This is a genomic window from Streptomyces sp. PTY087I2 (assembly GCF_001687325.1).
GTDB lineage: Bacteria > Actinomycetota > Actinomycetes > Streptomycetales > Streptomycetaceae > Streptomyces.
This window is the reverse complement of record NZ_LZRD01000020.1, coordinates 142,139-166,316: the sequence shown is the minus strand read 5'-3', so window position 1 is coordinate 166,316 and position 24,178 is coordinate 142,139. Positions and strand designations below refer to the sequence as shown.

The window sequence follows — 24,178 nt, the reverse complement described above, 5'->3', positions numbered from 1 at the left end:
TCGTCCAGCAGCCGGGCGGACGGCGGCAGCGCGGCGGTCGTCGGGCGGCCCGCCAGCGCGGCCGAGCCCTCCTCCCGCAACGGCGCGAGCGCCCGCCCGAACCGCTCGGCCCAGGCCGCCGACACCGCGTCCACGGCAGCCACCGTCCCGTGCCCCGCGGCCTGCCCGCCCGCCGTACGCAGCAGGCGCAGCGCCGTGGCGACATCGCCGCTCAGCATCGCGACGGCCCCGCACTCCCGGAAGGCGATGGAGCTCCGGCACGCGGCCTCGTACGTCGCGGCCACCGGGGAGGTGGGGGAGGCCGCCGGGGTCTCGGCCAGGCAGATCAGGTGGATCCCGGCGGCCGCGCCCGCCCCGGCCAGCCGTGCCGTGGTCTCGCGCAGGAACGCCGTACCCGGGTCGCCGTCCAGGACGACCACCGTGTGCGGGCCCGTGTGGGCGCGGGCGGCCTCGGCCACCGCGGCCCGGTCCAGATGCGGCCAGCCGGGGCCGAGAGGGCCCTCGTCGAGGCGGCGCACCAGCTCGGCCGCGCGGACCTCCGCCTGCTCACGGTCGTACGCGAGGAGCAGCCGGCAGTCCTGCCCGTGCGTCGGGCGCAGATGCGGGAGCCACCCCAGCCAGGACCACTCGCGCCGCCGCTCCTCCAGGGTGCGGGAACGGTCCGTGGAGATCAGGACGATCTCCAGGTCGAACGGGGAGTGCAGCGCGGCGAGCTGCGCCACCGTCGCGCGGGCCAGCCCCGCCAGCCGGGCGCGCGGACCGGCGAGCCCGAGCGAACCGGCCTCCCGCAGCCCCACGGTCACCGGCACGGCGGGCACCTCGGCCCGGTCGGTCGTGCCGAGCCGTACGACCAGGGCTTCCGGGTGCTTCGGGTGGCGCTCCCAGAGCCGGGGCCCGGGGCCGAGCGCGGTGAGCAGCACGGCGGCGGGGTCCGGCCAGGTGCCCTCGGGCGCGGAGGGCAGCGCGGAGAAAGGGGAGCCGGGTGAGGCCGGCGAGGCAAGATGCCCGGCCCCTGACGACCCGCCGCCCAGATCGCCGGCCCGGCCCGGCCCGCCGGAGAAGCCCGGCCCCGCCCTATGCCCGCCGGAGCCGTGCCCGGACGAGCCCGCAGCCGCCCCGCGCCCCCCGGACCCGCCCGGCCCACCGGAGAAGCCCGCAGCCGCCCCGTGCCCACCGGAGCCGTGCCCGGATGAGCCCGCATCCGACCCGCGCCCACCCGAACCCTGCTCGCCGAAGCCACGCCCGCGGGCCCCGTGCCCGCCGGACGAGCCTGCCCCCGGCCCGTGCCCGCCGAAGCCATGCCCGCCTGATGAGCCCGCGGCGGAGCCGCTTCCACCGGACCCGCCCGGTCCGCCGGATGAGCCCGCATCCGACCCACGCCCCCCGGACCCGCCCGGCCCACCGGAACCCTGCCCCCCGGCCCCGTACGCACCGGCTCCGTACCCCTCAGACCCGTACGCCTCCGCCCCATACGTGGCCGATCCCCGTGCTCCGGGCCCGTCCACACCCGCCCCGCGCTCACCGGAGCCATAAGCCCCCGCCCCGTACGGCGACGAGCCATACGCCGCCTCCCCGCCCGGACCCCCCGAGGTGCGGGCAGCACCGTACGCATCGGTCCGCTCACCGGCCCCGGCAGCAGGCCCAACCTCCGGCCCCGTCCCCTGCTCGCCCTTCGCGCCGCCCTTGAGTCGTCTCGCCCAGGCCCCTATGCCGCGCCGGGGCGCCGGAGCCTCGGCGGGCTCCTCGGGGCGGGCGGGATCGTCGGCCCCCGCGTAGGCACCGGGCCCGCCCCCGTACGCACCCGAGCCGGGCTCGGCGCGCTCCGGCCAGGAGGCCTCGTCGGGGGACGGGGCCAGGTCCTCGTACGCCCCGGAGGGCACGGGAGCGCCGGGGAGCTGGCCGGGGGCGGCCGCCCCCGGCTCGGCGCGGGTCACCCGCAGGTGGCCCTCGCCGTCCGGGGCGGTCGGGAGCGTCGCCGGGCGGGAGCCCGAGGTGAGGCGGAGCGTGGATTCGCCGAGCCGCAGCAGCGCGCCGGGGGTGAGGCGGACCGGTCGCTCACGGACCTCGACGCCGTCCAGCGAGGTGCCGTTCGTCGAACCGAGGTCGGCGACCGAGACCCGGCCGTCGTCGGAGACCGTCACCGCGCAGTGCAGCCGGGACACGTCCGGGTCGTCGAGCGGGACGTCCGCGTCGGCGGAGCGGCCGATCCGGATCTGCCCGCCGTGCAGCAGATGGACGCCGCCCGCGTCGGGACCCGCCACCACATGGAGCTGGGCCGGAACGGCGTCGTCCGTCGCCTCGTCGTCGCCGGGGACCTGGAGCGAGAGGACCGCGCCGTCCACCAGCGGCGGCTCGCCCAGCGCGATGCGGTGCCCGTCCAGCCGCTCCCGCCCGGCGAAGAGCACGACCGCCCCGCCGCCCTGGGAGCTCTCGGGCCCCGACACGGCGGCGGCCAGCTGGGAGGCCACCGCGGCCAGCGCCGTCCCGGCGGGGGCGGTCACGAGCACGTCGCAGGAGCGCGCCGGGGTCTGGCCGCTGCGCGGCGCGAGGACGGTCAGCCGGATCTGCATCGCCGTCAGCGGTCCCTTCTGCGCGAGGGTGCCCGGCAGGGGAAACGCCCTGTGATTCCCCCCACCCGGCACGGACACGTCGTCCGTACAGGTCGTCACGGACCGTGGGCTCCGACGCCCGCGGATCCGTGCTGGAGGCATCCTCGCACCTGCCACTGACAACACGCCCGGCGGTCACCTTTAAATGATCTTGAATGGTCGGCTGTGGGCGCAAAAGTGCCTGCTTGCGTCCGGATCCCGCCGCTCGGAGGGGTTCCCGGGGGTTGTCCGCCGCGTCCCGGGCCGAATCCGGCACCGGATCGCCGAACGTCCGACCGGCCCGTGATCAGGTGTGCGGCAACCTTCCGCCGGGTCTCCGCGTCTTCCCTCGAAACGTGAGCCCCCGGTGCCCCGTTCGGCGGCATTACAGTGGGCCGGAACATCTGGGCGGGCCCGGCGGCACGACACCCCTGGGGCCCGCGAGCACCACGATCAGCAGGGAGCGCATGACGTGCGGCCGGTAGGCAGCAAGTACCTCCTGGAGGAGCCGCTCGGGCGCGGCGCCACGGGCACCGTCTGGCGAGCCCGCCAGCGGGAGACCGCGGGTGCCGAGGCAGCCGTCGCGGGTCAGCCCGGCGAGACCGTGGCCATCAAGGTCCTCAAGGAGGAGCTGGCCAACGACGCCGACGTGGTGATGCGGTTCCTGCGGGAGCGCTCCGTCCTGCTGCGGCTCACGCACCCCAACATCGTGCGCACCCGGGACCTCGTCGTCGAGGGCGATCTCCTCGCCCTCGTCATGGACCTGATCGACGGCCCCGACCTGCACCGCTACCTCCGCGAGAACGGCCCGCTCACCCCGGTCGCCGCCGCCCTCCTCACCGCGCAGATCGCGGACGCGCTCGCCGCCAGCCACGCCGACGGCGTCGTCCACCGCGACCTCAAGCCCGCCAACGTGCTGCTCGACGAGCGCGACGGCGGCATGACCCCGATGCTCACCGACTTCGGCATCGCGCGCCTCGCGGACTCCCCGGGGCTGACCCGTACGCACGAGTTCGTCGGCACCCCCGCCTATGTGGCTCCCGAGTCCGCCGAGGGCCGCCCGCAGACCTCCGCCGTGGACATCTACGGCGCGGGCATCCTGCTGTACGAGCTGGTCACCGGCCGTCCGCCGTTCTCCGGGGGCACCGCCCTCGAAGTCCTGCACCGGCACCTCAGCGAGGAGCCCCGCCGGCCCTCCACCGTCCCCGGACCGCTGTGGACGGTCATAGAACGCTGCCTGAGCAAGGACCCGGACCGGCGGCCCAGCGCCGAGAACCTGGCCCGTGGTCTGCGTACGGTCGCCTCGGGCATCGGCGTCCACGCGAACTCCGCCCAGATCGCCGCCGCCGACGGGGTGGGCGCCCTGCTCGCCCCCGACCCGGCGCCCACGGCCGTCCCGGAGACCCCGGGCGCGGCCGACCCCACCCAGGTGCTGCCGAGCAACGCGGGCTCCTACGACCCCGCCGCGGCCACCAGCGTGCTCCCGCAGACCGGCCCCGGGGGACAGGGCCCGGGCCCGGGCGGCAACCAGGGTCACGCCGACCCGACCGCCGTCCTGCCGCCCGTGCCGCAGCGCCCCGACGGGCCGCCGCAGCCGGACGGCCCGCACCCCTGGCAGTCGCAGCTCCAGGCGGCCCGCGACCGCAACGAGCAGACCCAGGTGCAGTACCTGGACCCGAGCCAGGACCCGCTGCGCCGCCGCCCCCAGCGCCAGCAGCCCCCGCAGCAGCCTCCCCAGCGGCAGCAGCAGCCCGCGCAGCGCAGGCAGCAGCCCCTCCAGCAGCAGTACCCGTATCAGCAGCAGCAACAACAGCAACCGCAGCGCTACCAGCAGCCCCAGCGGCAGCAGTACGCGCCCCCGCAGCCGCAGCAGCCCCAGCAGCCGGCCCCCCGGCAGCCGCGCGAGCCGCGTCCGCCCCGGCAGCGCGGCGCCAACCCGATGCGCATCCCCGGGCTCGGCTGTCTCAAGGGCTGTCTGTTCACCCTGGTGCTCCTGATCGTCGCCGGCTGGCTGATCTGGGAGCTGACCCCGCTCCAGGACTGGGTCGCCGAGGGCAAGGGCTACTGGGAAGCGATCGGCGACGCGGTCGGCAAGGTCTCCGAGTGGTTCTCCAAGCTCGGCGACAGCGCAGGCGGCTCGGGCGGCGCCTGACCCGTACGCCGAGAGGCCCGGGGGCGCCTGACCCGTACGTCCGAGGCCCGGGCGCGGCCCGACGCGTAACGGCCCGCCCCGACCCGTAACGCTGTCTCTTTGTCGACTTCTCCGGGCCCATTCGCCCGGAGAAGTGAAGGTCGGTGCCATCCTGGGCGCGTGACACCCCGAACGCCGCGTAACTTTGTCGACCGGGGGTCCACCGCCAGCCGCTGAGGGAGCAGTCTTGGCACGGAATATCGGCAGCCGGTACACGGCCCACCAGATCCTGGGGCGCGGCAGCGCCGGCACGGTATGGCTCGGCGAAGGGCCCGAGGGCCCGGTCGCCATCAAGCTGCTCCGTGAGGACCTCGCGTCCGATCAGGAGCTCGTGGGCCGCTTCGTACAGGAGCGCACCGCCCTGCTCGGACTCGACCACCCGCACGTGGTCGCCGTCCGGGACCTCGTCGTGGACGGCAACGACCTCGCCCTGGTCATGACCCTCGTACGCGGCACCGATCTGCGCACCCGCCTGGACCGCGAGCGCCGCCTCGCCCCCGAGGCCGCCGTCGCGATCATCGCGGACGTCGCCGACGGGCTGGCCGCCGCGCACAAGGCCCAGATCGTCCACCGGGACGTCAAGCCGGAGAACATCCTGCTCGACATGGAGGGCCCGCTCGGCCCCGGCGGCGCCCACCCCGCCCTGCTCACCGACTTCGGTGTCGCCAAGCTGATCGACACCCCGCGCCGCACCAAGGCCACGAAGATCATCGGTACGCCGGACTACCTGGCCCCCGAGATCGTCGAGGGCCTCCCGCCGCGCGCCGCCGTCGACATCTACGCGCTCGCGACCGTGCTGTACGAGCTGCTCGCCGGGTTCACGCCCTTCGGCGGCGGCCACCCCGGCGCGGTCCTGCGCCGCCATGTCACCGAGACCGTCGTCCCGCTCCCCGGCATCCCCGAGGAGCTCTGGCAGCTCCTCGTCCAGTGCCTGGCCAAGGCCCCCGCCTCCCGGCTGCGCGCCTCGGAGCTGGCCGTACGGCTGCGTGATCTGCTGCCCCTGCTGGCGGGGATACCGCCGCTGGAGGTGGACGAGCCGGGCCCGGAGGAGAGCGAGCAGGGCCCGGCCTACGACGAGCAGCAGTACACCCCGGCCGGCGACGAGCCCCGCCGCCGCGGCGCGGTCCCGCTGGTGCCCGGCTCCGCCCCCGACTCCAACCGGGACACCCACACGAGCATGCGCGTCCCGGCCCCGGACGAGCTGGCGGGCGGCCCCCTCGGCACGGCCCGCGCCCCCCGCGCCCCCGGAAAGCCCCGGCCCGGCTCCGCCCGTAACAAGGCGGCGTCCGTCCGCAAGCGCCGCATCACGCTGGGTGCCGCCGCCGTGCTGCTCTGCGCGGCCGTCGCGGTCGGCGGCTGGCTCGCCACCGGCGGCGGTGACGGCGACGGGGCGCCCCAGGACAGCGAGAACTCGGCCCCGGCGACCCCGTGAGCGCACCCCTGCCCCGGGCCGGTTTCCCGGCCGGTTCCCGGGTGAGGGCAAGCTTCATCCGCCCAGCCGTTACGCTGGACCCGTGGCAGTCGTCGATATTTCCGAAGAGCTGAAGTCCCTCTCCTCGACCATGGGGTCGATCGAGGCCGTCCTGGACCTGGATGCGCTGAGGGCGGACATCGCCGCGCTCGAGGAGCAGGCAGCGGCGCCGTCCCTGTGGGACGACCCGGACGCGGCCCAGAAGATCACCAGCAAGCTTTCGCACCTCCAGGCCGAGGTCCGCAAGGCCGAGGCCCTGCGCGGCCGTATCGACGACCTCGAAGTCCTCTTCGAGCTCGCCGAGGCCGAGGGCGACGCCGACGCCCAGGCGGAGGCGGAGGCCGAGCTGGAGTCGGTGAAGAAGGCGCTGGACGAGATGGAGGTCCGCACGCTCCTCTCCGGCGAGTACGACGCGCGCGAGGCCCTCGTGACCATCCGCGCCGAGGCCGGCGGCGTCGACGCCGCCGACTTCGCCGAGAAGCTCCAGCGCATGTATCTCCGCTGGGCCGAGCAGCACAACTACAAGACCGAGGTCTACGAGACGGCGTACGCCGAAGAGGCCGGCATCAAGTCGACCACCTTCGCCGTCCAGGTCCCGTACGCCTACGGCACCCTCTCCGTCGAGCAGGGCACCCACCGCCTGGTCCGCATCTCGCCCTTCGACAACCAGGGCCGCCGCCAGACGTCCTTCGCGGGCGTCGAGGTGCTCCCGGTCGTCGAGCAGACCGACCACATCGAGATCGACGAGTCCGAGCTGCGCGTGGACGTGTACCGTTCCTCGGGCCCCGGCGGACAGGGCGTCAACACCACGGACTCCGCGGTCCGTCTGACCCACCTGCCCACCGGCATCGTCGTCTCCTGCCAGAACGAGCGCTCGCAGATCCAGAACAAGGCGTCCGCGATGAACGTCCTCCAGGCGAAGCTTCTTGAGCGCCGCCGCCAGGAGGAGCAGGCCAAGATGAACGCGCTCAAGGGCGACGGCGGCAACTCCTGGGGCAACCAGATGCGTTCGTACGTCCTCCACCCGTACCAGATGGTCAAGGACCTGCGTACGGAGTTCGAGATGGGCAACCCCGAAGCGGTCTTCAACGGCGAGATCGACGGCTTCGTCGAGGCGGGCATCCGCTGGCGCAAGCAGCGCGAGAAGTAGCTTCAGCGGTACGGAGGTTGGGCCCGGACGGGGATCTGTCCGGGCCCTCCTGCGTTGGGGAGGATCTGTGCCCGATGCGTCACAGTCACGCTTCCGAATAGGCGTCAACTCGCCCTAAATCGGTGCCTAGTGCATGGAACGGCCTTGACGTAATCCTTAACTCTGGTCAGGGTGCTGGAGCAGCATGCGTATGTCTGGGGCGGGTGTGTACCGGGGGGCGGGGCGGGGTGACCACGACACGACGTGGCCTTGCCGTGAGCGATTCCCGGCTGGGCCCGCTGCCCGCATATGGCTGCTCCACTGACGAGATCGGCTACTGGGGGTAGCAACAGATGACGAAGAAGACGCGTGTTCGCGTCGCGCGGATAGCCGCTGGTGCGGTTATCGCAGCGGGTGCCTCGCTGACTGCGGCCGGTGCGGCGCAGGCGCTGGAGATCGGCGTCGACACCGGCGTCGCGGACGTCCAGGTCCAGGCCGACGAGAACGGCATCGACGTCGGGCTGGGCATCGACGGCGACGACGACCCGATCGGCGGCGCCGACCCGGGCGGCGCGGCGGGCGAGACCACCACGGGTGAGACCACCGGCGAGACCACGACCGGTGAGACGACCGGCGAGACCACCACCGGCGAGACCACGGGTGAGACGTCCACCACCGGTGAGACCACCACGGGCGAGACCACCGGCGAGACGACGACCGGTGAGACCACCGGCGAGACGTCCACCACGGGCGAGACCACCACCGGTGAGACGACCGGCGAGACGTCCACCACCGGTGAGACCTCGACGACCGGTGAGACCACCACGGGTGAGACCACCGGCGAGACCACCACGGGCACCCCGGGCACCTCGGGCTCCACCGGCACCCCCGGTACCTCGGGTTCCACCGGCGGCGACCAGGGCGGCTCCAGCGCGACCGGCGGTTCCGCCACCGGTGGCGACGACGCCGGCTGCACCGTCGACCTCGACGGCGCCGAGTGCACCGACAACACCGACACCGACAGCGTCGGCAACAAGCCGGTCGAGCAGAGCAAGGGCAAGGAAGAGCTCGCCGAGACCGGTGCGGCCGAGACGACCTTCCTGGTCATCGGCGCCGCGACGATGATCGCGGGCGGCATCGGCTTCCGCATCCTGCCGCGCCTGGTCGGCGGCGGCCGCACGGTCGCCTAGATCCGGACGTCCGGGTCCGCGGCAGCTGCCGCGGACCGTGACCGGCCGTACCGGCGCGTAGCGGGCGCGGATCAGGCCCGTACGCGGCGCAGCACAGCATGACGAAGGGCCCGGGAGGCGTCGTACGTCCTCCCGGGCCCTTCCGCGCGTCCGGACCGCTCAGGCGGCCGTACGCATACGTCTGTGCGCCCCGACGGGGCGGTGAGCGGCGGCCACCAGCGGCCGCGCGGCCCTCGCGGCCCTGATCAGGCCGCCTGGTACGCCAGCAGCGCGAGCGCCGTCAGCAGCACCAGCATCAGGGCGATCAGCGCCACCGGGCTCATCCCGGCCAGCGGGCCCTGGCCCTGCTCCTCCAGCATCTGCTGCCGCACGGCACGGCAGACGCGGCAACGGCCCTCGCTCACGGGCGCCGCGCAGTTCGCGCACACCAGTCGGTCATAGGTCATGCGCATTCCTCCTCCCGCGCGGCGGAGCCGCTTGCCTGCTTTCTCTCCGCACAACGCTCACGGAAACGCAACCGTTCCCCCCACCACTGTGCCAGCTCGCGGCGATTTCGGCGCGGCCCGCCGGACAAGGTCCGGCACGACCCGTTTCGTACCGTGGGGCGATTCGCCATATAACACCCATTGCCGGACGCCGCCTGCACGCGTGAGCCCGGTTCGCGTATGGTCACGCTCACCTACTCCCGGCCGACCGTGGTGCATCCGTGATCCGATTCGACAACGTCTCCAAGACCTACCCGAAGCAGACCCGACCGGCTCTGCGCGATGTCTCGCTGGACATCGAGAAGGGTGAGTTCGTCTTCCTGGTGGGGTCCTCCGGCTCCGGCAAGTCGACCTTCATGCGACTGATCCTGCGCGAGGAGCGGGCCAGCACGGGCATGGTCCATGTGCTCGGCAAGGACCTCGCGCGGCTGTCCAACTGGAAGGTGCCGCAGATGCGCCGCCAGCTGGGGACGGTCTTCCAGGACTTCCGCCTGCTGCCCAACAAGACGGTCGCGGAGAACGTGGCCTTCGCGCAGGAGGTCATCGGCAAGCCCCGCGGCGAGATCCGCAAGGCCGTGCCGCAGGTGCTCGACCTCGTCGGCCTCGGCGGCAAGGAGGAGCGGATGCCCGGTGAGCTCTCCGGCGGTGAGCAGCAGCGTGTGGCCATCGCCCGCGCCTTCGTCAACCGCCCCATGCTGCTGATCGCGGACGAGCCGACCGGCAACCTCGACCCGCAGACCTCGGTGGGCATCATGAAGCTGCTGGACCGGATCAACCGGACCGGCACCACCGTGATCATGGCGACCCACGACCAGAACATCGTCGACCAGATGCGCAAGCGCGTCATCGAGCTCGAGCAGGGCCGTCTCGTACGCGACCAGGCACGCGGCGTCTACGGCTACCAGCACTGACCGAGGGGCTCCGGCCCTTCGTGCATTTCGAGCATCGAGTACTGAAAGGACGCCATGCGCGCCCAGTTCGTCCTGTCGGAGATCGGCGTCGGTCTCCGCCGCAACCTCACGATGACCTTCGCGGTCGTGGTCTCCGTCGCCCTCTCGCTCGCCCTGTTCGGCGGTGCGCTGCTGATGCGCGAGCAGGTCAGCACGATGAAGGACTACTGGTACGACAAGGTCAACGTCTCGATCTTCCTCTGCAACAAGAACGACGCCAAGGACATGCCCAAGTGCGCCAAGGGGGCTGTCACCAAGGAGCAGAAGGATCAGATCAAGGCCGATCTGGAGAAGATGGACGCCGTCGAGAAGCCGGTCCACTTCGAGACGGTCGACGAGGCGTACAAGCACTACCAGGAGCAGTTCGGCGACTCCCCGATGGCGGGCAACATCACGCCCGACCAGATGCAGGAGTCCTTCCGGGTCAAGCTCAAGGACCCGCAGAAGTACAAGGTCGTCGCGACGGCCTTCGCCGGGCGGGACGGGGTGCAGTCCGTCCAGGACCAACGGTCCATCCTGGACAACCTCTTCGAGCTGATGAACGGCATGAACGTCGTCGCGATCTACGTGATGATCCTCATGCTCGTCATCGCGCTGATCCTGATCGTCAACACCGTGCGCGTCTCCGCGTTCAGCCGGAGACGTGAAACGGGCATCATGCGCCTCGTGGGAGCCTCCGGCTTCTACATCCAGGCCCCCTTCATCATGGAGGCGGCCGTCGCCGGCCTCATCGGCGGCGTGCTGGCCTGCGCCATGCTGCTCGGCGGCCGGTACTTCCTGATCGACGGCGGCCTCGCCCTCCAGGAGAAGCTGAACCTGATCAACTTCATCGGCTGGGACGCGGTCCTGACCAAGCTTCCGCTGGTGCTCGCGATCGGTCTGCTGATGCCCGCCGTCGCCGCTCTCTTCGCGCTGCGCAAGTACCTGAAGGTGTGACATGTGCCCCCTGGGGCGCACGGGCGATCGCCCGTGCGCCCCAGGGGGTTTGTCCTAGACTCGTCGCCATGTCGGGCTCCGCTCAACGCTTCGGGCCCCGCGGTCTTCGCCGCGGGGCGGCCCTGACATGGGTCTTCGGGTGCGCTCTCGCCACCGCCGCCGCGACCGGTTCGCTGCCGCAGGAACCCGAACCCGGGCCCGGTCCGCAGACCCGCGCCGTCTCCTCCACCGTCGCCCCGGTCGACCACGAGGAGATCGAGGACGCGGCCGCCGAGGCCGAGGCCGACGGGAAGTCCGTGAAGGCCGCCGCCGAGGAGGTCGTCAGCCGCAGCGGGGACCGCTGGGGCGCGGTCTACGACGAGCGGGAGTACGAGGAGTTCGAGCAGGCGCTGGACGGCACCTACACCGGGGTCGGGCTCTCCGCCCGGCGCACCGGCCGCGATGTCACCGTCTCGCGCGTCCAGCCCGGCGGCCCCGCCGACCGGGCCGGCATCCGCGCCGGCGACCTGCTGCGCACCCTGGACGGCCGCGCGATCGGCGGACGCCCCGTCGCGGAGGTCGTCGCGTTACTGCGCGGAGACGGTACGGGAGCGGCCGAGGGCAGCCGGGTGGAGCTCGGGCTCGTCCGGAAGGGCCGGAGCTGGACGGAGACCCTGGAGCGGGCCCGGCTCACCACCGAGGCGGTCACCGTGCGGCGGCTGGGCGACGAGCCCTCGTCGGCGGTCCTGGTGAAAGTCGCCGCTTTCACCAAGGGCGCGGGGGCCGACGTCCGGGACGCGGTCCGGGACGCCCCCGACGGGGCGGGGATACTCCTCGATCTGCGCGCCAACTCCGGCGGACTCGTCGCCGAGGCCGTCGTCGCCGCCTCCGCCTTCCTGGACGGCGGCCTGGTCGCCACGTACGACGTACGCGGGGACCAGCACGCGCTGTACGCCGATCCGGGCGGTGACACGGACCGGCCGGTCGTCGTCCTGGTCGACGGCGGCACGATGAGCGCCGCCGAGCTGCTGACCGGCGCCCTCCAGGACCGGGGCCGCGCGGTCACCGTCGGCTCGCCCACCTTCGGCAAGGGCTCCGTGCAGATGCCCAGCAGGCTTCCGGGCGGTTCGGTGGCCGAGCTGACCGTCGGCCACTACCGCACCCCGGGCGGCCGCAGCGTCGACGGCAAGGGCATCACGCCGGACCTGGTGGTGGGGGAGCGGGCCCAGCAGCGGGCCGAGACAGTATTGAGTGGCCTCGGGGGCGGGTCGTAGTGCGAAAATGACCGCACTATGGCGAAGGAAAAAGACACCGGGCGCAAGATGATCGCGCAGAACAAGAAGGCGCGGCACGACTACACGATCCTCGACACCTACGAGTGCGGCCTCGTCCTCATGGGTACGGAGGTCAAGTCCCTGCGCATGGGGCGGGCCTCCCTGGTCGACGGCTTCGTGCAGATCGACGACCACGAGGCGTGGCTCCACAACATCCACGTACCCGAGTACGTCCAGGGCACCTGGACGAACCACGCGGCCAAGCGGAAGCGGAAGCTGCTGCTGCACCGGGCCGAGATCGACAAGCTGGAGTCGAAGTCGCAGGAGACGGGCCACACCATCGTGCCGCTCGCGCTGTACTTCAAGGACGGCCGGGTCAAGGTCGAGATCGCGCTCGCCAAGGGCAAGAAGGAGTACGACAAGCGGCAGACGCTCCGCGAGAAGCAGGACACGCGGGAGACGAACCGCGCCATCGCGGCGGCCCGCAGGCGGCAGCGCAGCGCCTGAGGACCCCCTCGCGGGGAATACGCTGGCATCGTCCGGCGTTGGTCACGTACGATGGGCCGTGCACCTCAGCGAAGGTGCGCGTTTTGAAAACACCACATGGGGATGATCGGTTTCGACAGCGGATGTCGAAGCAGGGGAAGCGAGTCGAGGAAGCGGCAATGATCTCGTAAACCATATGTCGCAAACAATAATCGCCAATTCCAAGCGCGATTCCTCCGCCTTCGCCCTCGCTGCCTAATTAGCAGCTAGCGAAGACTCTGCGGAGTGTCAGCCCGGGGGTGATCCCGACCCGGATCCTGGCATCAGCTAGGGATCTAAACTTCTCGGTCCGGCCACGGGTCCGAGAAGGAAATCAAACAGTGGCTGGGCCTGTCGGAGGCTTGTTCGCGTGACCTCCGGGGCCGAGAAAAGCGCAGCGAACTGCACTCGGAGAAGCCCTGGTTCCGCACCGTTGGACGCGGGTTCGATTCCCGCCATCTCCACAATTCCCATGTAGGCCGCTGCCCCGTGAGTTCGCTCGCGGGGCAGCGGCTTTTCTCATGCCCGGCGCCAGGCGCCCGTTTCACGTCCGCCGCCACCGGCCGTATCCGCCGCCCGCCGCCGCGACGGTCAGCGCGAGGGCCGCCGCCGACATCGGGGCCGTATAGCCGGAGGCCGTCCCCGCGTGCTCGACCAGCCAGCCGCCCACCGCCGCCCCGGCCGCGACCCCGCCCAGCAGCGCGGTCACCGAGAGCGTCATGCCCTCGTTCAACTGCTCCGGGCGCGTCGCCCGTTGGACCAGCGTCATGCCCGTGACCATCGTCGGCGCGGTCGCCGCCCCCGCCAGCAGCAGGCAGAGCGCCAGGACCGGCAGGCCGGCCGACGTGACGGCGGCCAGCAGCGGCAGGGACATCAGGGCCGTCATCGCGGCCAGGCACAGCAGCAGCCGCAGGCGGACGTTCCGGGCCGGCCGCAGCGAACCGTAGAGCAGGCCCGCCGCCCCCGAGCCCGCCGCCTGGAGCGCCAGGATCGCGCCCCCGGCATGCGCGATGGAGACCACCTCCAGCGCCCCGAACACCGCCCCCGTGGCGAGGAACACCGCCAGCAGCGCGGGCGTCCCCGGCGTGCGCAGCGGCGAGGCCACCGCCTTCGTACGCGGGGTGACGGGCGGTTCCGTGGCGCGCTGGGCGGCGAAGACCAGGACGCCGGTCATCAGGAGCGCCGCGCCCACCAGGGTGCCCGCCTCCGGGAACAGCGCCCCGCAGAGCGTCGCGGCCAGCACCGGGCCCAGCATGAAGCACAGCTCGTCGGCGGCCTGCTCGAAGGAGTTCGCGGTGTGCAGGGCCGCCGGATCGCCCCGGTGCAGATACGCCCAGCGGGCCCGGGACATCCCGCCGGTGTTCGGGGTCGTCGCGGTCGCGGCGTACGCGGCGAACAGCGTCCAGGCCGGGGCGTCGAGGTGCACGCACAGCACCAGGGCCAGCGACCCCAGCACGGCGAGCGCGGTGGCGGGCACGGCGACGCGCGCCTGCCCGAACCGGTCCACCAGCCGGGCGGTGAAGGGAGCGACGACCGCCGTCGCGGCCAGGCCGGTCGCGGTGACGGCCCCGGCGAGGGCGTACGAGCCCCGGGACCCGGCGATCATGATGACCGCGCTGACGCTGAGCATGCCCATCGGCAGCCGGGCGATCAGATTGCCCGCCGTGAAGGCGCGGGCCCCGGGCGTCGCCAGCAGCCGGAGGTACGGATTCGACGACGGGCGCGAAGGCCGGTGCCCGCCGCTCGTCGGCGCGGAGCGCGGGGCCGCGACCAACTGCCCGCAGGAGACGGCGAGGAGGGAAGCGGACGAGGGGCCGTCGGCCCGGACGGGCCGGGGTGCGGCCACCGGGCGGGCTCCAGGGCGGGCAGACAGGACGGGCCGGGGTGCGGCCACCGGGCGGGCTCCAGGGCGAGCAGGCTGGACGGGCCGGGGTGCGGTCTCCGGGCGGGCTCCAGGGCGGGCGGACGGACCGGGGCCCGGCGAGGCGGCGGGCCGGGCCGGGGCGGCGGGGACGAGGCTGTGCGCGGTCTCCGGGCGGGTGGCAGGGGATATCGGCATACGGACCAGGCTCGCCGCGTACCGCCGCCCGGGTCCAACACCTGATCCGTACCGATTCACGCGCACGTGTTGTGAATGCGGTCCCGCGCGATAGATTCGCGGCGTGCCTCCCGCCGACACCGACCCCCGGCTCCTGCGCGCCTTCCTCGCCGTCGCCGACGAACTGCACTTCACCCGGGCCGCCGCCCGGCTCTTCGTCGCGCAGCAGTCGCTGAGCCGGGACGTCCGGCGGCTGGAACGCGAGCTGGGCGCGGAGCTGTTCGTCCGGACCACCCGGCAGGTCACGCTCACCCCGGACGGCGAACGCCTGCTGCCGTACGCCCGCCGGGTGCTCGACGCGCACGCCGAACTCGCCGGGGCGTTCAGCGGCGCCCCCGCCCGGCCGCTGCTGGTGGACCTGAACAGCGACGGAGCCACCGCCGCCCGGGTCCTGGAGCGCGCCCGTGAACTGGTGCCCGAGTGCGAGCTGATGGCCCGGTTCGAGTCCGGGCTCACCTGGGCCGCCGCCGAGATCCTGGCCGGCCGGCTCGACGCCTCCTTCGGCCGGGCCGCCGGACTGGCCCCCGCCGTGCGGGCGGGGCTTTCCGTGCACCCCGTGCGGTACGAGCCGATGGCCCTGATGCTGCCCCTGGCTCATCCCCTCGCCGAGCGGGAGACCGTCGCCCTGGCCGAGCTGTCCGGCGAGACCGTCTACGCGGGGGCCGGCAACGAGCGGACGCGGGAGTGGACCGACCTCGCCGCATCGCTGTTCGCCGAATGGGGCATCGTGATGGCCCCACCCGTTCCGCTCGCCGTCGGCGTGGCCGAATTCCAGCGGGTCATGGAGAAGGGCGGACACCCCGTTCTGGCCGTTGTCGGCTTTCCGCCGCTGCCCGGGACCGTACTGCGCCCGCTCGTCGACCCGGTTCCGCTTTCGCCGGTCTCGCTGGTCTGGCGGAAAGGGCTGACCCATCCCGGCGTGGACGCGCTGCGCAACGCTACTGACCAGTTGGGCCTTGCCGAGGGGTGGATGGACCAGCCGTCCGGGTCCTGGCTGCCCGAGCCGGATCTGTCACTGATGCGCAACCGTTCCTGATCAACTCCGTTCAGGGGCACTTGGGCGTCAATGTCGTGCGCTACATTCATCATCCGGGTGCATGGACGCCAGGTTCGTGGACGGGTGGGGGCCCAGTCCGACAGTAAAGAACCGGTCAAATTCGGTGCGCCTGATTCATTGAGTGGGGGATGGGCTGCACCTGTGGACAACTGGCGCGAAGGCACAAGAACCGGGCACACGCACGAGCCCAACGACGCGACGATCCAACTCGACGGACTGGGCCGTCAGCTCGCCGAACTGCCCGGCGAACCCGCCCCGCCGGAGGGCTCCGACGGCCCCGTCTTCGTGGACGAGAGCGGCCGCCGCAGCAAGACCTTCCGACGCCTCGGCTGGGTCCTCGCCACGGTCTGCGCCGGTTACGCCGTGACGCTGGTCTTCGCCGTCCTCGGCGGCAACTCCACCGCCCCCTGGCTGCCCCTGTCCGGCCCCAAGGAGGAGGCGAAGGCGGAGCAGGTCGAGGAGCTGCCCGAGACCGACGCCGGCACCGCCGACGACGGCCTGTCCGACGACGGCACCCCGGAGCCGGGCCCCAGCGCCTCCGACGCCCCGGCGGCCGGCGCGTCCGGCGTCCCCGCGGGCGCCACCCCCTCGGCCACCTCCGTGCTCGTGCCCGCCGGATCGGCGGACCGCCCCTCGGCGTCCGCCTCCGCGGACCCGTCCCGTCCCGCCACGGGCGGTGGCGGCGGTGGCGGTGCCACGAAGCCCGCCCCCACGACCTCGACCGCCAAGCCGCCGGTCGACCCCACGCCACCGACCACCGAGCCGGAGCCGACCGAACCGACGGGCCCGCCCGTCGTGGACCCGGAACAGCCGGTGCAAGAAGAGAGCGCCCCGTAGATGAACTCCCCCGCCACGCGGGGCAGGAACGGCAGGAAGCGCAAGGCGTCACGTGGCCGGAGCCGGCTCAGGCTCCCCATGCGCTACCTCCTGCCGACGACCCTTCTCGTCGCCCTGCTCGCGATGCTGATGCTGCGCGGATACGTGCACAGCGAGATCCTCGCCGACCACCGGGTCCGCGACGCCGCCCCGACCGACCGGGTGCCCGAGGACGTCCTGACCGGCGGGCCCGTCATCGACGCCCGCTCCGGTGAGGCGAAGACCCTGCGCATCCCGGACCGCCGGATCGTCCTGACCTTCGACGACGGGCCCGACCCGGTGTGGACGCCGAAGGTGCTCGACAAGCTGAAGGAGTACGACGCCCACGGCGTCTTCTTCGTCACCGGCAACATGGCCGCCCGCCACCCGGACCTGGTCCGGCGGATGGTGGAGGAGGGCCATGAGCTCGGCCTGCACACCTTCAACCACCCCGACCTCTCCTACCAGTCCACCTCGCGCATCGACTGGGAGCTGTCGCAGAACCAGCTGGCGCTGGCCGGCGCGGCCGGGGTCCGCACCTCGATCTTCCGGCCGCCGTACTCCTCCTTCTCGGACGCCATGGACAACAAGTCCTGGCCGGTCACGAAGTACATCGGCAGCCGCGGCTACCTCACCGTCGTCAACGACACCGACAGCGAGGACTGGAAGCGCCCCGGGGTCCGGGCCATCGTCGACCGGGCCACGCCGAAGGACGGCAAGGGCGCGATCATCCTGATGCACGACTCCGGCGGCGACCGCTCGCAGACCGTGGCCGCGCTGGACACCCTGCTGCCCGATCTCAAGGAGAAGGGCTACACCTTCACCCGCCTCACCACGGCCCTGGACGCCCCCAGCGCGCACACCCCGGTCACCGGGTTCGCCCTGTGGAAGGGCAAGGCGTTCGTCTCCGCCGTCGCCGTCTCCGAGCGGATCACCGGCGTCCTGGTCGTCGGGCTCGCCGCCATCGGCGCCCTGGTCCTGGCCCGCTTCGGGTTGATGCTGCTGCTCTCCTTCCTGCACGCCCGCAAGGTCCGCCGCCGGAACTTCAGCTGGGGCGAGCCCCTGAGCCGCCCGGTCTCCGTCCTCGTCCCCGCGTACAACGAACGCGAGTGCATCGAGGCGACCGTGCGCTCCCTGGCCGCCAGTGAGCACCCCATCGAGATCATCGTCATCGACGACGGCTCCACCGACGGCACCGCCGACCTCGTCGAGGCCATGCGGATGCCGCACGTACGGGTGGTGCGCCAGCAGAATGCGGGCAAGCCGGCCGCCCTCAACAACGGCATCCGGCACGCCCGTTACGACATCGTCGTGATGATGGACGGCGACACCGTCTTCGAACCGGCCACGGTCCGCGAACTGGTCCAGCCCTTCGCCGACCCCCGGGTCGGAGCCGTCGCGGGCAACGCCAAGGTCGGCAACCGCGACTCCCTCATCGGCGCCTGGCAGCACATCGAGTACGTGATGGGCTTCAACCTGGACCGCCGCATGTACGACGTGCTCGGCTGCATGCCCACCATCCCCGGCGCCGTCGGGGCGTTCCGCCGCGAGGCCCTGGAGCGGGTCGGCGGCATGAGCGAGGACACCCTCGCCGAGGACACCGACATCACCATGGCCCTGCACCGGGACGGCTGGCGCGTCGTCTACGCCGAGAACGCCCGCGCCTGGACCGAGGCCCCGGAGTCCGTGCAGCAGCTCTGGTCGCAGCGCTACCGGTGGAGTTACGGCACCATGCAGGCGATCTGGAAGCACCGCAGGGCCGTCATCGAACGCGGGCCCTCCGGCCGCTTCGGGCGGGTCGGCCTGCCGTTCGTCTCCCTGTTCATGGTCGTCGCCCCGCTGCTCGCGCCGCTCATCGACGTGTTCCTGCTGTACGGACTCGTCTTCGGCCCGACCGGCAAGACCGTGGCCGCGTGGTTCGGCGTCCTGGTCGTCCAGGCCGTCTGCGCCGCGTACGCCTTCCGGCTGGACAAGGAACGCATGACCCATCTGCTCTCGCTGCCGCTCCAGCAGATCCTCTACCGCCAGCTCATGTACGTCGTGCTGCTCCAGTCCTGGATCACCGCGCTCACCGGCGGCCGGCTGCGCTGGCAGAAGCTGCGCCGCACCGGCGCGGTGGAAGCCCCCGGCGGGGTCTCCGCCCAGCGGCGCGGCACCGGGTCCGTCCCCGAGAAGAGGCCCGTCGGATGACCGCCCCCACCGTGCCCGCCGGGACCCCTGTGGCGTCCCCCGCCGCGGCGAAGAAGCCCGGCCGGGACCGCTATCTCGATCTGCTCCGGACCATCGCCCTGGTCCGCGTGGTGATCTACCACATCTTCGGCTGGGCCTGGCTGACCGTCCTCTTCCCCTCCATGGGCGTGATGTTCGCGCTGGCCGGTTCGCTGATGGCCCGCTCGCTGTCCCGCCCGGCCCTGGGCGTCATCCGGGGCCGTATCCGCCGGCTGCTGCCGCCCATGTGGGTGTTCGCGCTCGTCGTCGTACCGATGATGTTCGCGCTGGGCTGGCAGCCGGTGAAGTCGGAGGGCGCGTGGTGGTTCATCAAGCTTGCCTGGTACGTCTTCCCCGTCGGCGCGCCTCCCTTCCCCTGGTCCAGCGGTGACCAGGCCGGTCTGCTGGAGGACACCTGGGCGGTCCAGGCGGCAGGCCCGCTCTGGTACATCCGCGCCTACCTCTGGTTCGTCATCGCCTCGCCCCTGCTGCTCCGGGCGTTCCGGAAGCTGCCCTGGGCGACGCTGCTCGCCCCGCTCGGCCTGACCGCCGTGATCGGCACCGGCCTCGTGACGATCCCGGGCGAGACCGGCAACGCGCTCAGCGACTTCGCGGTGTTCGGCGCCTGCTGGGTCCTCGGCTTCGCCCACCACGACGGCCTGTTCAAGGACGTGCCGCGCTACCTCACCGTCTCGCTGGCGTCGATCGTCATGGGCTTCGGGCTCTGGTGGGCCGCCGGGCACCTCACCGCGGACGGCTGGGACCTCAACGACATCCCGCTGGCCCAGGCGACCTGGTCGCTCGGCTTCTGCGTGATCCTGCTCCAGTACGCCCCGTCCTGGCAGGAGCTGCCCGGCCGGCTCGCCCGCTTCGACCGCCTGGTCACGCTCGCCAACAACCGGGCCGTGACGATCTACCTCTGGCACAACCTGCTGATACTGGCGACGGTCCCGCTGCTCGACCTCCTCTGGAAGATCCCGTACGTGGACGAGCACCTGGGCTCGACGGTCGAGGCCGGGTACACCCTGCTGATGACCCTGCTCGTCTGGCCGCTGATCGCGCTCATGATCGTCGCCGTCGGCTGGGTGGAGGACGTCGCCGCCAAGCGTCGCCCCCGGCTCTGGCCGGACGGCAGGCGGTAGCGGGCACCGCGTCCCACCGGGCATCTCACCGGGCCGGGAACGGCCCGGTGAGAGCAAGGTTGCGCACCGGTCACCTCGCGGCACCACGCCGAAACGCGGGCTCCCTAGCGTCGGGAACAACACCCCGACCCCCTGTGGAGGCGCGTGATGGCAGGCCGTTGGATCGAGACCTGGGAGCCGGAGGACGAGACGTTCTGGCGGGAGAAGGGCGAACGCGTCGCCCGCCGCAACCTCTGGTTCTCCGTGCTCTCCGAGCACATCGGATTCTCCATCTGGACCCTGTGGTCGGTGATGGTCCTCTTCATGGGACCGGAGTACGGCATCGACCCGGCCGGGAAGTTCTTCCTCATCTCGACCGCCACCCTCGTCGGCGCGCTGGTCCGGGTCCCGTACACCTTCGCCGTCGCCCGCTTCGGCGGCCGCAACTGGACGATCTTCAGCGCGGTGAGCCTGCTCGTCCCGACCCTGGCCGCGTTCTGGGTGATGGAGCCCGGAACCTCGTACGGCACGTTCGTGGCGGTCGCGGCGCTCACCGGGATCGGCGGCGGCAACTTCGCCTCGTCGATGACCAACATCAACGCCTTCTTCCCGCTGCGCAAGAAGGGCTGGGCGCTCGGCCTCAACGCGGGCGGCGGCAACATCGGCGTCCCCGTCGTCCAGCTCGTCGGCCTGCTCGTCATCGGCACCCTGGGCGCCTCGCACCCCCGGATCGTCCTCGGCGTCTACCTCCCGCTGATCGTCCTGGCCGCCGTCTGCGCCGCCCTGTACATGGACAACCTGCGGCCCGTGAAGAACGACACCGGGGCCGCGCTGGAGGCCGTCCGCGACCCGCACACCTGGATCATGTCGGTCCTCTACATCGGCACCTTCGGCTCGTTCATCGGCTACAGCTTCGCCTTCGGCCTGGTGCTCCAGACCCAGTTCGGCCGGACCCCGCTCCAGGCCGCCTCGCTCACCTTCATCGGCCCGCTGCTGGGCTCCCTGATCCGGCCCGTCGGGGGCCGCCTCGCCGACCGGTACGGCGGCGCGCGCATCACCCTGGCCACCTTCGTCGCGATGGCCGCCGCCACCGGCGTCGTCATCCACGCCTCGGGAACCGCCTCGCTGCCGGTCTTCCTCACCGGCTTCACCGCCCTGTTCGTCCTGACGGGCCTCGGCAACGGATCGACGTACAAGATGATCCCCGGCATCTTCCACACCAAGGCGCTGGCCCGGGGCCTGGACGGCGAGGCGGCCGCCGCCCACGGACGGCGGCTCTCCGGCGCGGCCATGGGCCTCATCGGGGCCGTCGGCGCCCTCGGCGGCCTGGCGATCAACCTCGCCTTCCGCCAGTCCTTCCAGGCCTCCGGCACCGGAACCGCGGCCTTCTGGTCCTTCCTCGCCTTCTACGGGGTGTGCGTGACGATCACCTGGGCGGTATACCTTCGCCGGCCCGCGCCGGTACCCGCCCGGGCCCAGCTCGGTTACGCGGAGGTGTAGAAACGGCACGGCCCGGCGTCGTGCGACGTAACGGCCGGGAAATACGGGGGAACCGAGCCTGTCACGCACCGTTGGCAGTCTCGGGCCTCCGCACCTCGCCTCACCAGCGGGAACCATCGCGTATCAGCGGGGAACCAACGCGCACCAGCGGGGAACCAACGCGCACCAGCGGGAACACAGGAGCCGGGAACACGCCATGCAGGACGACGACACAACGCACGGCCCCCTCGCGGGCTTCACCGTCGGGGTGACCGCCGCCCGCCGGGCCGAGGAGCTGGGCACCCTCCTCAAACGCCGCGGCGCCGCCGTCCTGCACGCCCCCGCCCTGCGGATCGTGCAGCTCGCCGACGACAGCGAACTCCTCGCCGCCACCAAGGAGCTGATCGGCCACGCCCCCGACGTGGCGGTCGCCACCACCGCGATCGGCTTCCGCGGCTGGATCGAGGCGGCCGACGGCTGGGGCATCGGCGACGCGCTCCTGAAGACCCTGCGTGGGGTCGAACTCCTCGCCCGGGGCCCCAAGGTCAAGGGCGCGATCCGGGCCGCCGGGCTCACCGAGGCCTGGTCGCCCGGGTCCGAATCGATGGCCGAGGTCCTCGACCGGCTCCTCGCCGAAGGCGTCGCGGGCCGCAGGGTCGCCCTCCAGCTGCACGGCGAACCGCTGCCCGGCTTCGTCGAGTCCCTGACGGCCGCGGGCGCCGAGGTCGTCCCCGTCCCCGTCTACCGCTGGATGCCGCCGCAGGACCTCGCCCCGCTCGACCGGATGCTCGACGTCACGGCCGCCCGGGGCCTGGACGCCATCACCTTCACCAGCGCGCCCGCCGCCGCCTCGTTCCTGGGCCGGGCCGAGACCCGCGGACTGCTCCCGGAGATCCTCGGCGCCCTGCGCGACGACGTGCTGGTCGCCTGCGTCGGACCGGTCACCGCCCTCCCGCTCCAGGCCCGGGGCATCGACACCCTCCAGCCGGAACGCTTCCGGCTCGGCCCCCTCGTCCAGCTGATGTGCGCCCACCTCCCGGCGGCCGCCCGCATCCTGCCCGTCGCCGGCCACCGCATCGAGATCCGGGGCCACGCCGTCCTCGTCGACGACGAACTGCGCGCGGTGCCGCCCGCGGGCATGGCCCTCCTGCACACGCTGGCCCGCCGCCCCGGCTGGGTCGTGGCCCGCGCCGACCTGCTGCGGGCCCTGCCCGGCAGCGGCACCGACGAGCACGCGGTCGAGACGGCGATGGCCCGGCTGCGCTCGGCGCTGGGCGTGCCCCGGCTGATCCAGACGGTCGTCAAGCGCGGCTACCGGCTGGCGCTCGACCCGTCGGCGGACACGAAGTACGGGCGCTGAGGGGGGCGTACGCCCAGGTCGGCGTGGCCCGCACAAGGTCCCGCACACCGGTCCCGCATACGGGCCCCGCTCGCCGGGCCGCTGGGCCGGAGCCGCGCCCGTCCCGGTTAGCGTGACCCGATGACCGACCGCACCCATCTCCTCGCCCCGGACGTCGCCTTCCGGCCCGCCGAACTCGCCGACGCCCCCTCCTTCGCCGCCACCCTCACCCGTAACCGCGCGTACATGCGCCGCTGGGAACCCGTACGCCCCGAGATCTTCTACACCGTCGAGGGCCAGGCCGCCCGGCTCACCGCGCTGCTGGCCGACCGGGACGCCGGGCGGTCCATGCCCTGGGTGCTCGCGGACGCCGACGACCGGGTGATCGGCGCCTTCACGCTCTCCGGCATCGAGCGGGGCCCGTTCCGCAACGGCCGCCTCGGCTACTGGGTCGACGAGGGCCACGCCGGACGCGGCCTGGCCACCGCCGCCGTCGGCGCGGTCTGCGAGGCGGCCCGCGACCGGCTGGGCCTGCACCGCGTCGAGGCGGCGACCGTCACCGACAACACCCCGTCCCAACGGGTGCTCGCCAAGGCCGGGTTCGAACGGATCGGCACCGCACCCGGCTATCTGCACATCAACGCCCGCTGGCGCGACCACCACCTGTTCCAGCGCCTTCTCCACGACGACCCGCCGGCGGGCTGACCGTCGCGGCCGCCGGGGCCTCCCGCACATGCACATGGCCGTCCAGCGGGTACTCCGGCGGCAGCGCCGGGATCACCCGCGCCAACGGGTATCCGCACTTCTCCGCCACCCGGCACGAGGCCGCGTTGTCCACCTGGTGCAGCAACTCCAGCCGGGTCAGGCCCTGCTCGGCGAAGGCCGCGAACGCCCAGTCGGTGAGCGCCGCCAGCGCCCGGGGTGCCACACCCCGGCCGCGCGCCCATGCCGCCGTCCAGTAACCCACCTCGGCCCGCCCGGTCTCCGGTTCGGGCCGCTTCAGCGCCAGGTTGCCGACCACCTCCCCGCCCCGGCCCGGGTCTGTCACGGCGAAGCTGAACCGGGTCCCGGATGCCCACCCCGTACGCTGCGACTCCAGCCAGCGGGCGGCCTCCTCGGGCGTGTCCAACGGCAGTCGCACCCATTGCCGCATCACCGGATCGTCGTACGCCTTCAGCAGCACGGGCACGTCTTCCTCGCGCCAGGGTCGCAGCAGCAGCCCATCGGCCGTGAAGGTGAGATCCGTGCCGGTCGTGGTTCCCCCGTGATCGCTCATGACCGTCACGGTAGTGGGGTTCCGGCC

The 24,178-nt window shown here is 72.7% G+C and carries 19 protein-coding genes and 1 other RNA gene; 16 read left to right on the top strand and 4 right to left on the bottom strand.

Annotated features, from left to right (window positions below; genetic code table 11):
* Positions 1 to 2,570: FHA domain-containing protein (locus tag A3Q37_RS37950; protein ID WP_255311911.1), on the bottom strand; the 2,570-nt coding region annotated here is incomplete at its 3' end.
* Between the two features lie 490 nt (positions 2,571 to 3,060).
* Here A3Q37_RS37950 and A3Q37_RS23130 point away from each other — a divergent pair.
* The 4 genes from A3Q37_RS23130 (at position 3,061) to A3Q37_RS23115 (ending at position 8,569) form a co-directional block, all read left to right on the top strand.
* The gene (locus A3Q37_RS23130) at positions 3,061 to 4,740 is read left to right on the top strand and encodes a serine/threonine-protein kinase (protein WP_065487535.1); all 1,680 of its coding nucleotides are present in this window, start codon (positions 3,061 to 3,063) and stop codon (positions 4,738 to 4,740) included.
* Positions 4,741 to 4,966: 226 nt separating this feature from the next.
* Entirely contained in the window at positions 4,967 to 6,211 is a 1,245-nt protein-coding gene (locus A3Q37_RS23125; protein ID WP_065487534.1) for a serine/threonine-protein kinase, read from the top strand.
* Positions 6,212 to 6,293: 82 nt separating this feature from the next.
* Complete coding sequence (prfB, locus tag A3Q37_RS23120) at positions 6,294 to 7,400, top strand: peptide chain release factor 2 (RefSeq protein ID WP_030708835.1); 1,107 nt, start codon at positions 6,294 to 6,296, stop codon at positions 7,398 to 7,400.
* 332 nt (positions 7,401 to 7,732) lie between these two features.
* Positions 7,733 to 8,569 (top strand): LPXTG cell wall anchor domain-containing protein, encoded by an 837-nt coding sequence (locus A3Q37_RS23115; RefSeq protein ID WP_065487533.1) that lies wholly within the window; start codon positions 7,733 to 7,735, stop codon positions 8,567 to 8,569.
* 245 nt (positions 8,570 to 8,814) lie between these two features.
* Here A3Q37_RS23115 and A3Q37_RS23110 read toward each other — a convergent pair whose 3' ends face one another.
* Positions 8,815 to 9,015: a hypothetical protein gene (locus tag A3Q37_RS23110; RefSeq protein WP_065487532.1), complete on the bottom strand. Its 201-nt coding sequence runs from the start codon at positions 9,013 to 9,015 to the stop codon at positions 8,815 to 8,817.
* A gap of 260 nt (positions 9,016 to 9,275) precedes the next feature.
* Here A3Q37_RS23110 and ftsE point away from each other — a divergent pair, with 260 nt between their 5' ends.
* The 5 genes from ftsE to ssrA all read left to right on the top strand — a co-directional run bounded on the left by ftsE (position 9,276) and on the right by ssrA (position 13,185).
* Positions 9,276 to 9,965: a cell division ATP-binding protein FtsE gene (ftsE, locus tag A3Q37_RS23105; RefSeq protein WP_003968787.1), complete on the top strand. Its 690-nt coding sequence runs from the start codon at positions 9,276 to 9,278 to the stop codon at positions 9,963 to 9,965.
* 54 nt (positions 9,966 to 10,019) lie between these two features.
* On the top strand, positions 10,020 to 10,940 hold the full coding sequence (ftsX, locus tag A3Q37_RS23100) for a permease-like cell division protein FtsX (RefSeq protein WP_065487531.1): 921 nt from the start codon (positions 10,020 to 10,022) through the stop codon (positions 10,938 to 10,940).
* Positions 10,941 to 11,008: 68 nt separating this feature from the next.
* A complete protein-coding gene (locus tag A3Q37_RS23095; protein WP_065487530.1) occupies positions 11,009 to 12,193 on the top strand; it encodes a S41 family peptidase in 1,185 nt (394 codons plus the stop codon).
* 18 nt (positions 12,194 to 12,211) lie between these two features.
* Entirely contained in the window at positions 12,212 to 12,700 is a 489-nt protein-coding gene (smpB, locus tag A3Q37_RS23090; protein WP_003968790.1) for an SsrA-binding protein SmpB, read from the top strand.
* 98 nt (positions 12,701 to 12,798) lie between these two features.
* Positions 12,799 to 13,185: a transfer-messenger RNA gene (gene ssrA, locus A3Q37_RS23085) on the top strand.
* Positions 13,186 to 13,262: 77 nt separating this feature from the next.
* On the opposite strand, the gene A3Q37_RS23080 is transcribed toward ssrA, so the two are convergent.
* Entirely contained in the window at positions 13,263 to 14,492 is a 1,230-nt protein-coding gene (locus A3Q37_RS23080; protein WP_079137943.1) for an MFS transporter, read from the bottom strand.
* A gap of 388 nt (positions 14,493 to 14,880) precedes the next feature.
* Between A3Q37_RS23080 and A3Q37_RS23075 the strand changes: the two genes are divergently transcribed.
* The 7 genes from A3Q37_RS23075 to A3Q37_RS23045 all read left to right on the top strand — a co-directional run bounded on the left by A3Q37_RS23075 (position 14,881) and on the right by A3Q37_RS23045 (position 23,580).
* Entirely contained in the window at positions 14,881 to 15,852 is a 972-nt protein-coding gene (locus tag A3Q37_RS23075) for a LysR family transcriptional regulator (RefSeq protein ID WP_065487528.1), read from the top strand.
* Positions 15,853 to 16,014: 162 nt separating this feature from the next.
* Positions 16,015 to 16,710 (top strand): hypothetical protein, encoded by a 696-nt coding sequence (locus A3Q37_RS23070; RefSeq protein ID WP_065487527.1) that lies wholly within the window; start codon positions 16,015 to 16,017, stop codon positions 16,708 to 16,710.
* Positions 16,711 to 18,918: a glycosyltransferase gene (locus A3Q37_RS23065; RefSeq protein WP_079137942.1), complete on the top strand. Its 2,208-nt coding sequence runs from the start codon at positions 16,711 to 16,713 to the stop codon at positions 18,916 to 18,918.
* Positions 18,915 to 20,078, top strand: coding sequence for an acyltransferase (locus A3Q37_RS23060; RefSeq protein WP_065487525.1), 1,164 nt, complete (start codon positions 18,915 to 18,917; stop codon positions 20,076 to 20,078). Before A3Q37_RS23065 ends, A3Q37_RS23060 begins: the two co-directional genes overlap by 4 nt.
* A gap of 147 nt (positions 20,079 to 20,225) precedes the next feature.
* Positions 20,226 to 21,557: a NarK/NasA family nitrate transporter gene (locus tag A3Q37_RS23055; protein WP_065487524.1), complete on the top strand. Its 1,332-nt coding sequence runs from the start codon at positions 20,226 to 20,228 to the stop codon at positions 21,555 to 21,557.
* 196 nt (positions 21,558 to 21,753) lie between these two features.
* Positions 21,754 to 22,896 (top strand): uroporphyrinogen-III synthase, encoded by a 1,143-nt coding sequence (locus A3Q37_RS23050; RefSeq protein WP_065487523.1) that lies wholly within the window; start codon positions 21,754 to 21,756, stop codon positions 22,894 to 22,896.
* Between the two features lie 120 nt (positions 22,897 to 23,016).
* On the top strand, positions 23,017 to 23,580 hold the full coding sequence (locus A3Q37_RS23045) for a GNAT family N-acetyltransferase (RefSeq protein ID WP_065487522.1): 564 nt from the start codon (positions 23,017 to 23,019) through the stop codon (positions 23,578 to 23,580).
* On the opposite strand, the gene A3Q37_RS23040 is transcribed toward A3Q37_RS23045, so the two are convergent.
* Positions 23,513 to 24,151, bottom strand: a complete 639-nt coding sequence (locus A3Q37_RS23040) for a GNAT family N-acetyltransferase (protein WP_065487547.1) — start codon at positions 24,149 to 24,151, stop codon at positions 23,513 to 23,515. The two genes, A3Q37_RS23045 and A3Q37_RS23040, sit on opposite strands and share 68 nt — an antisense overlap.
* Positions 24,152 to 24,178: the final 27 nt, after the last annotated feature.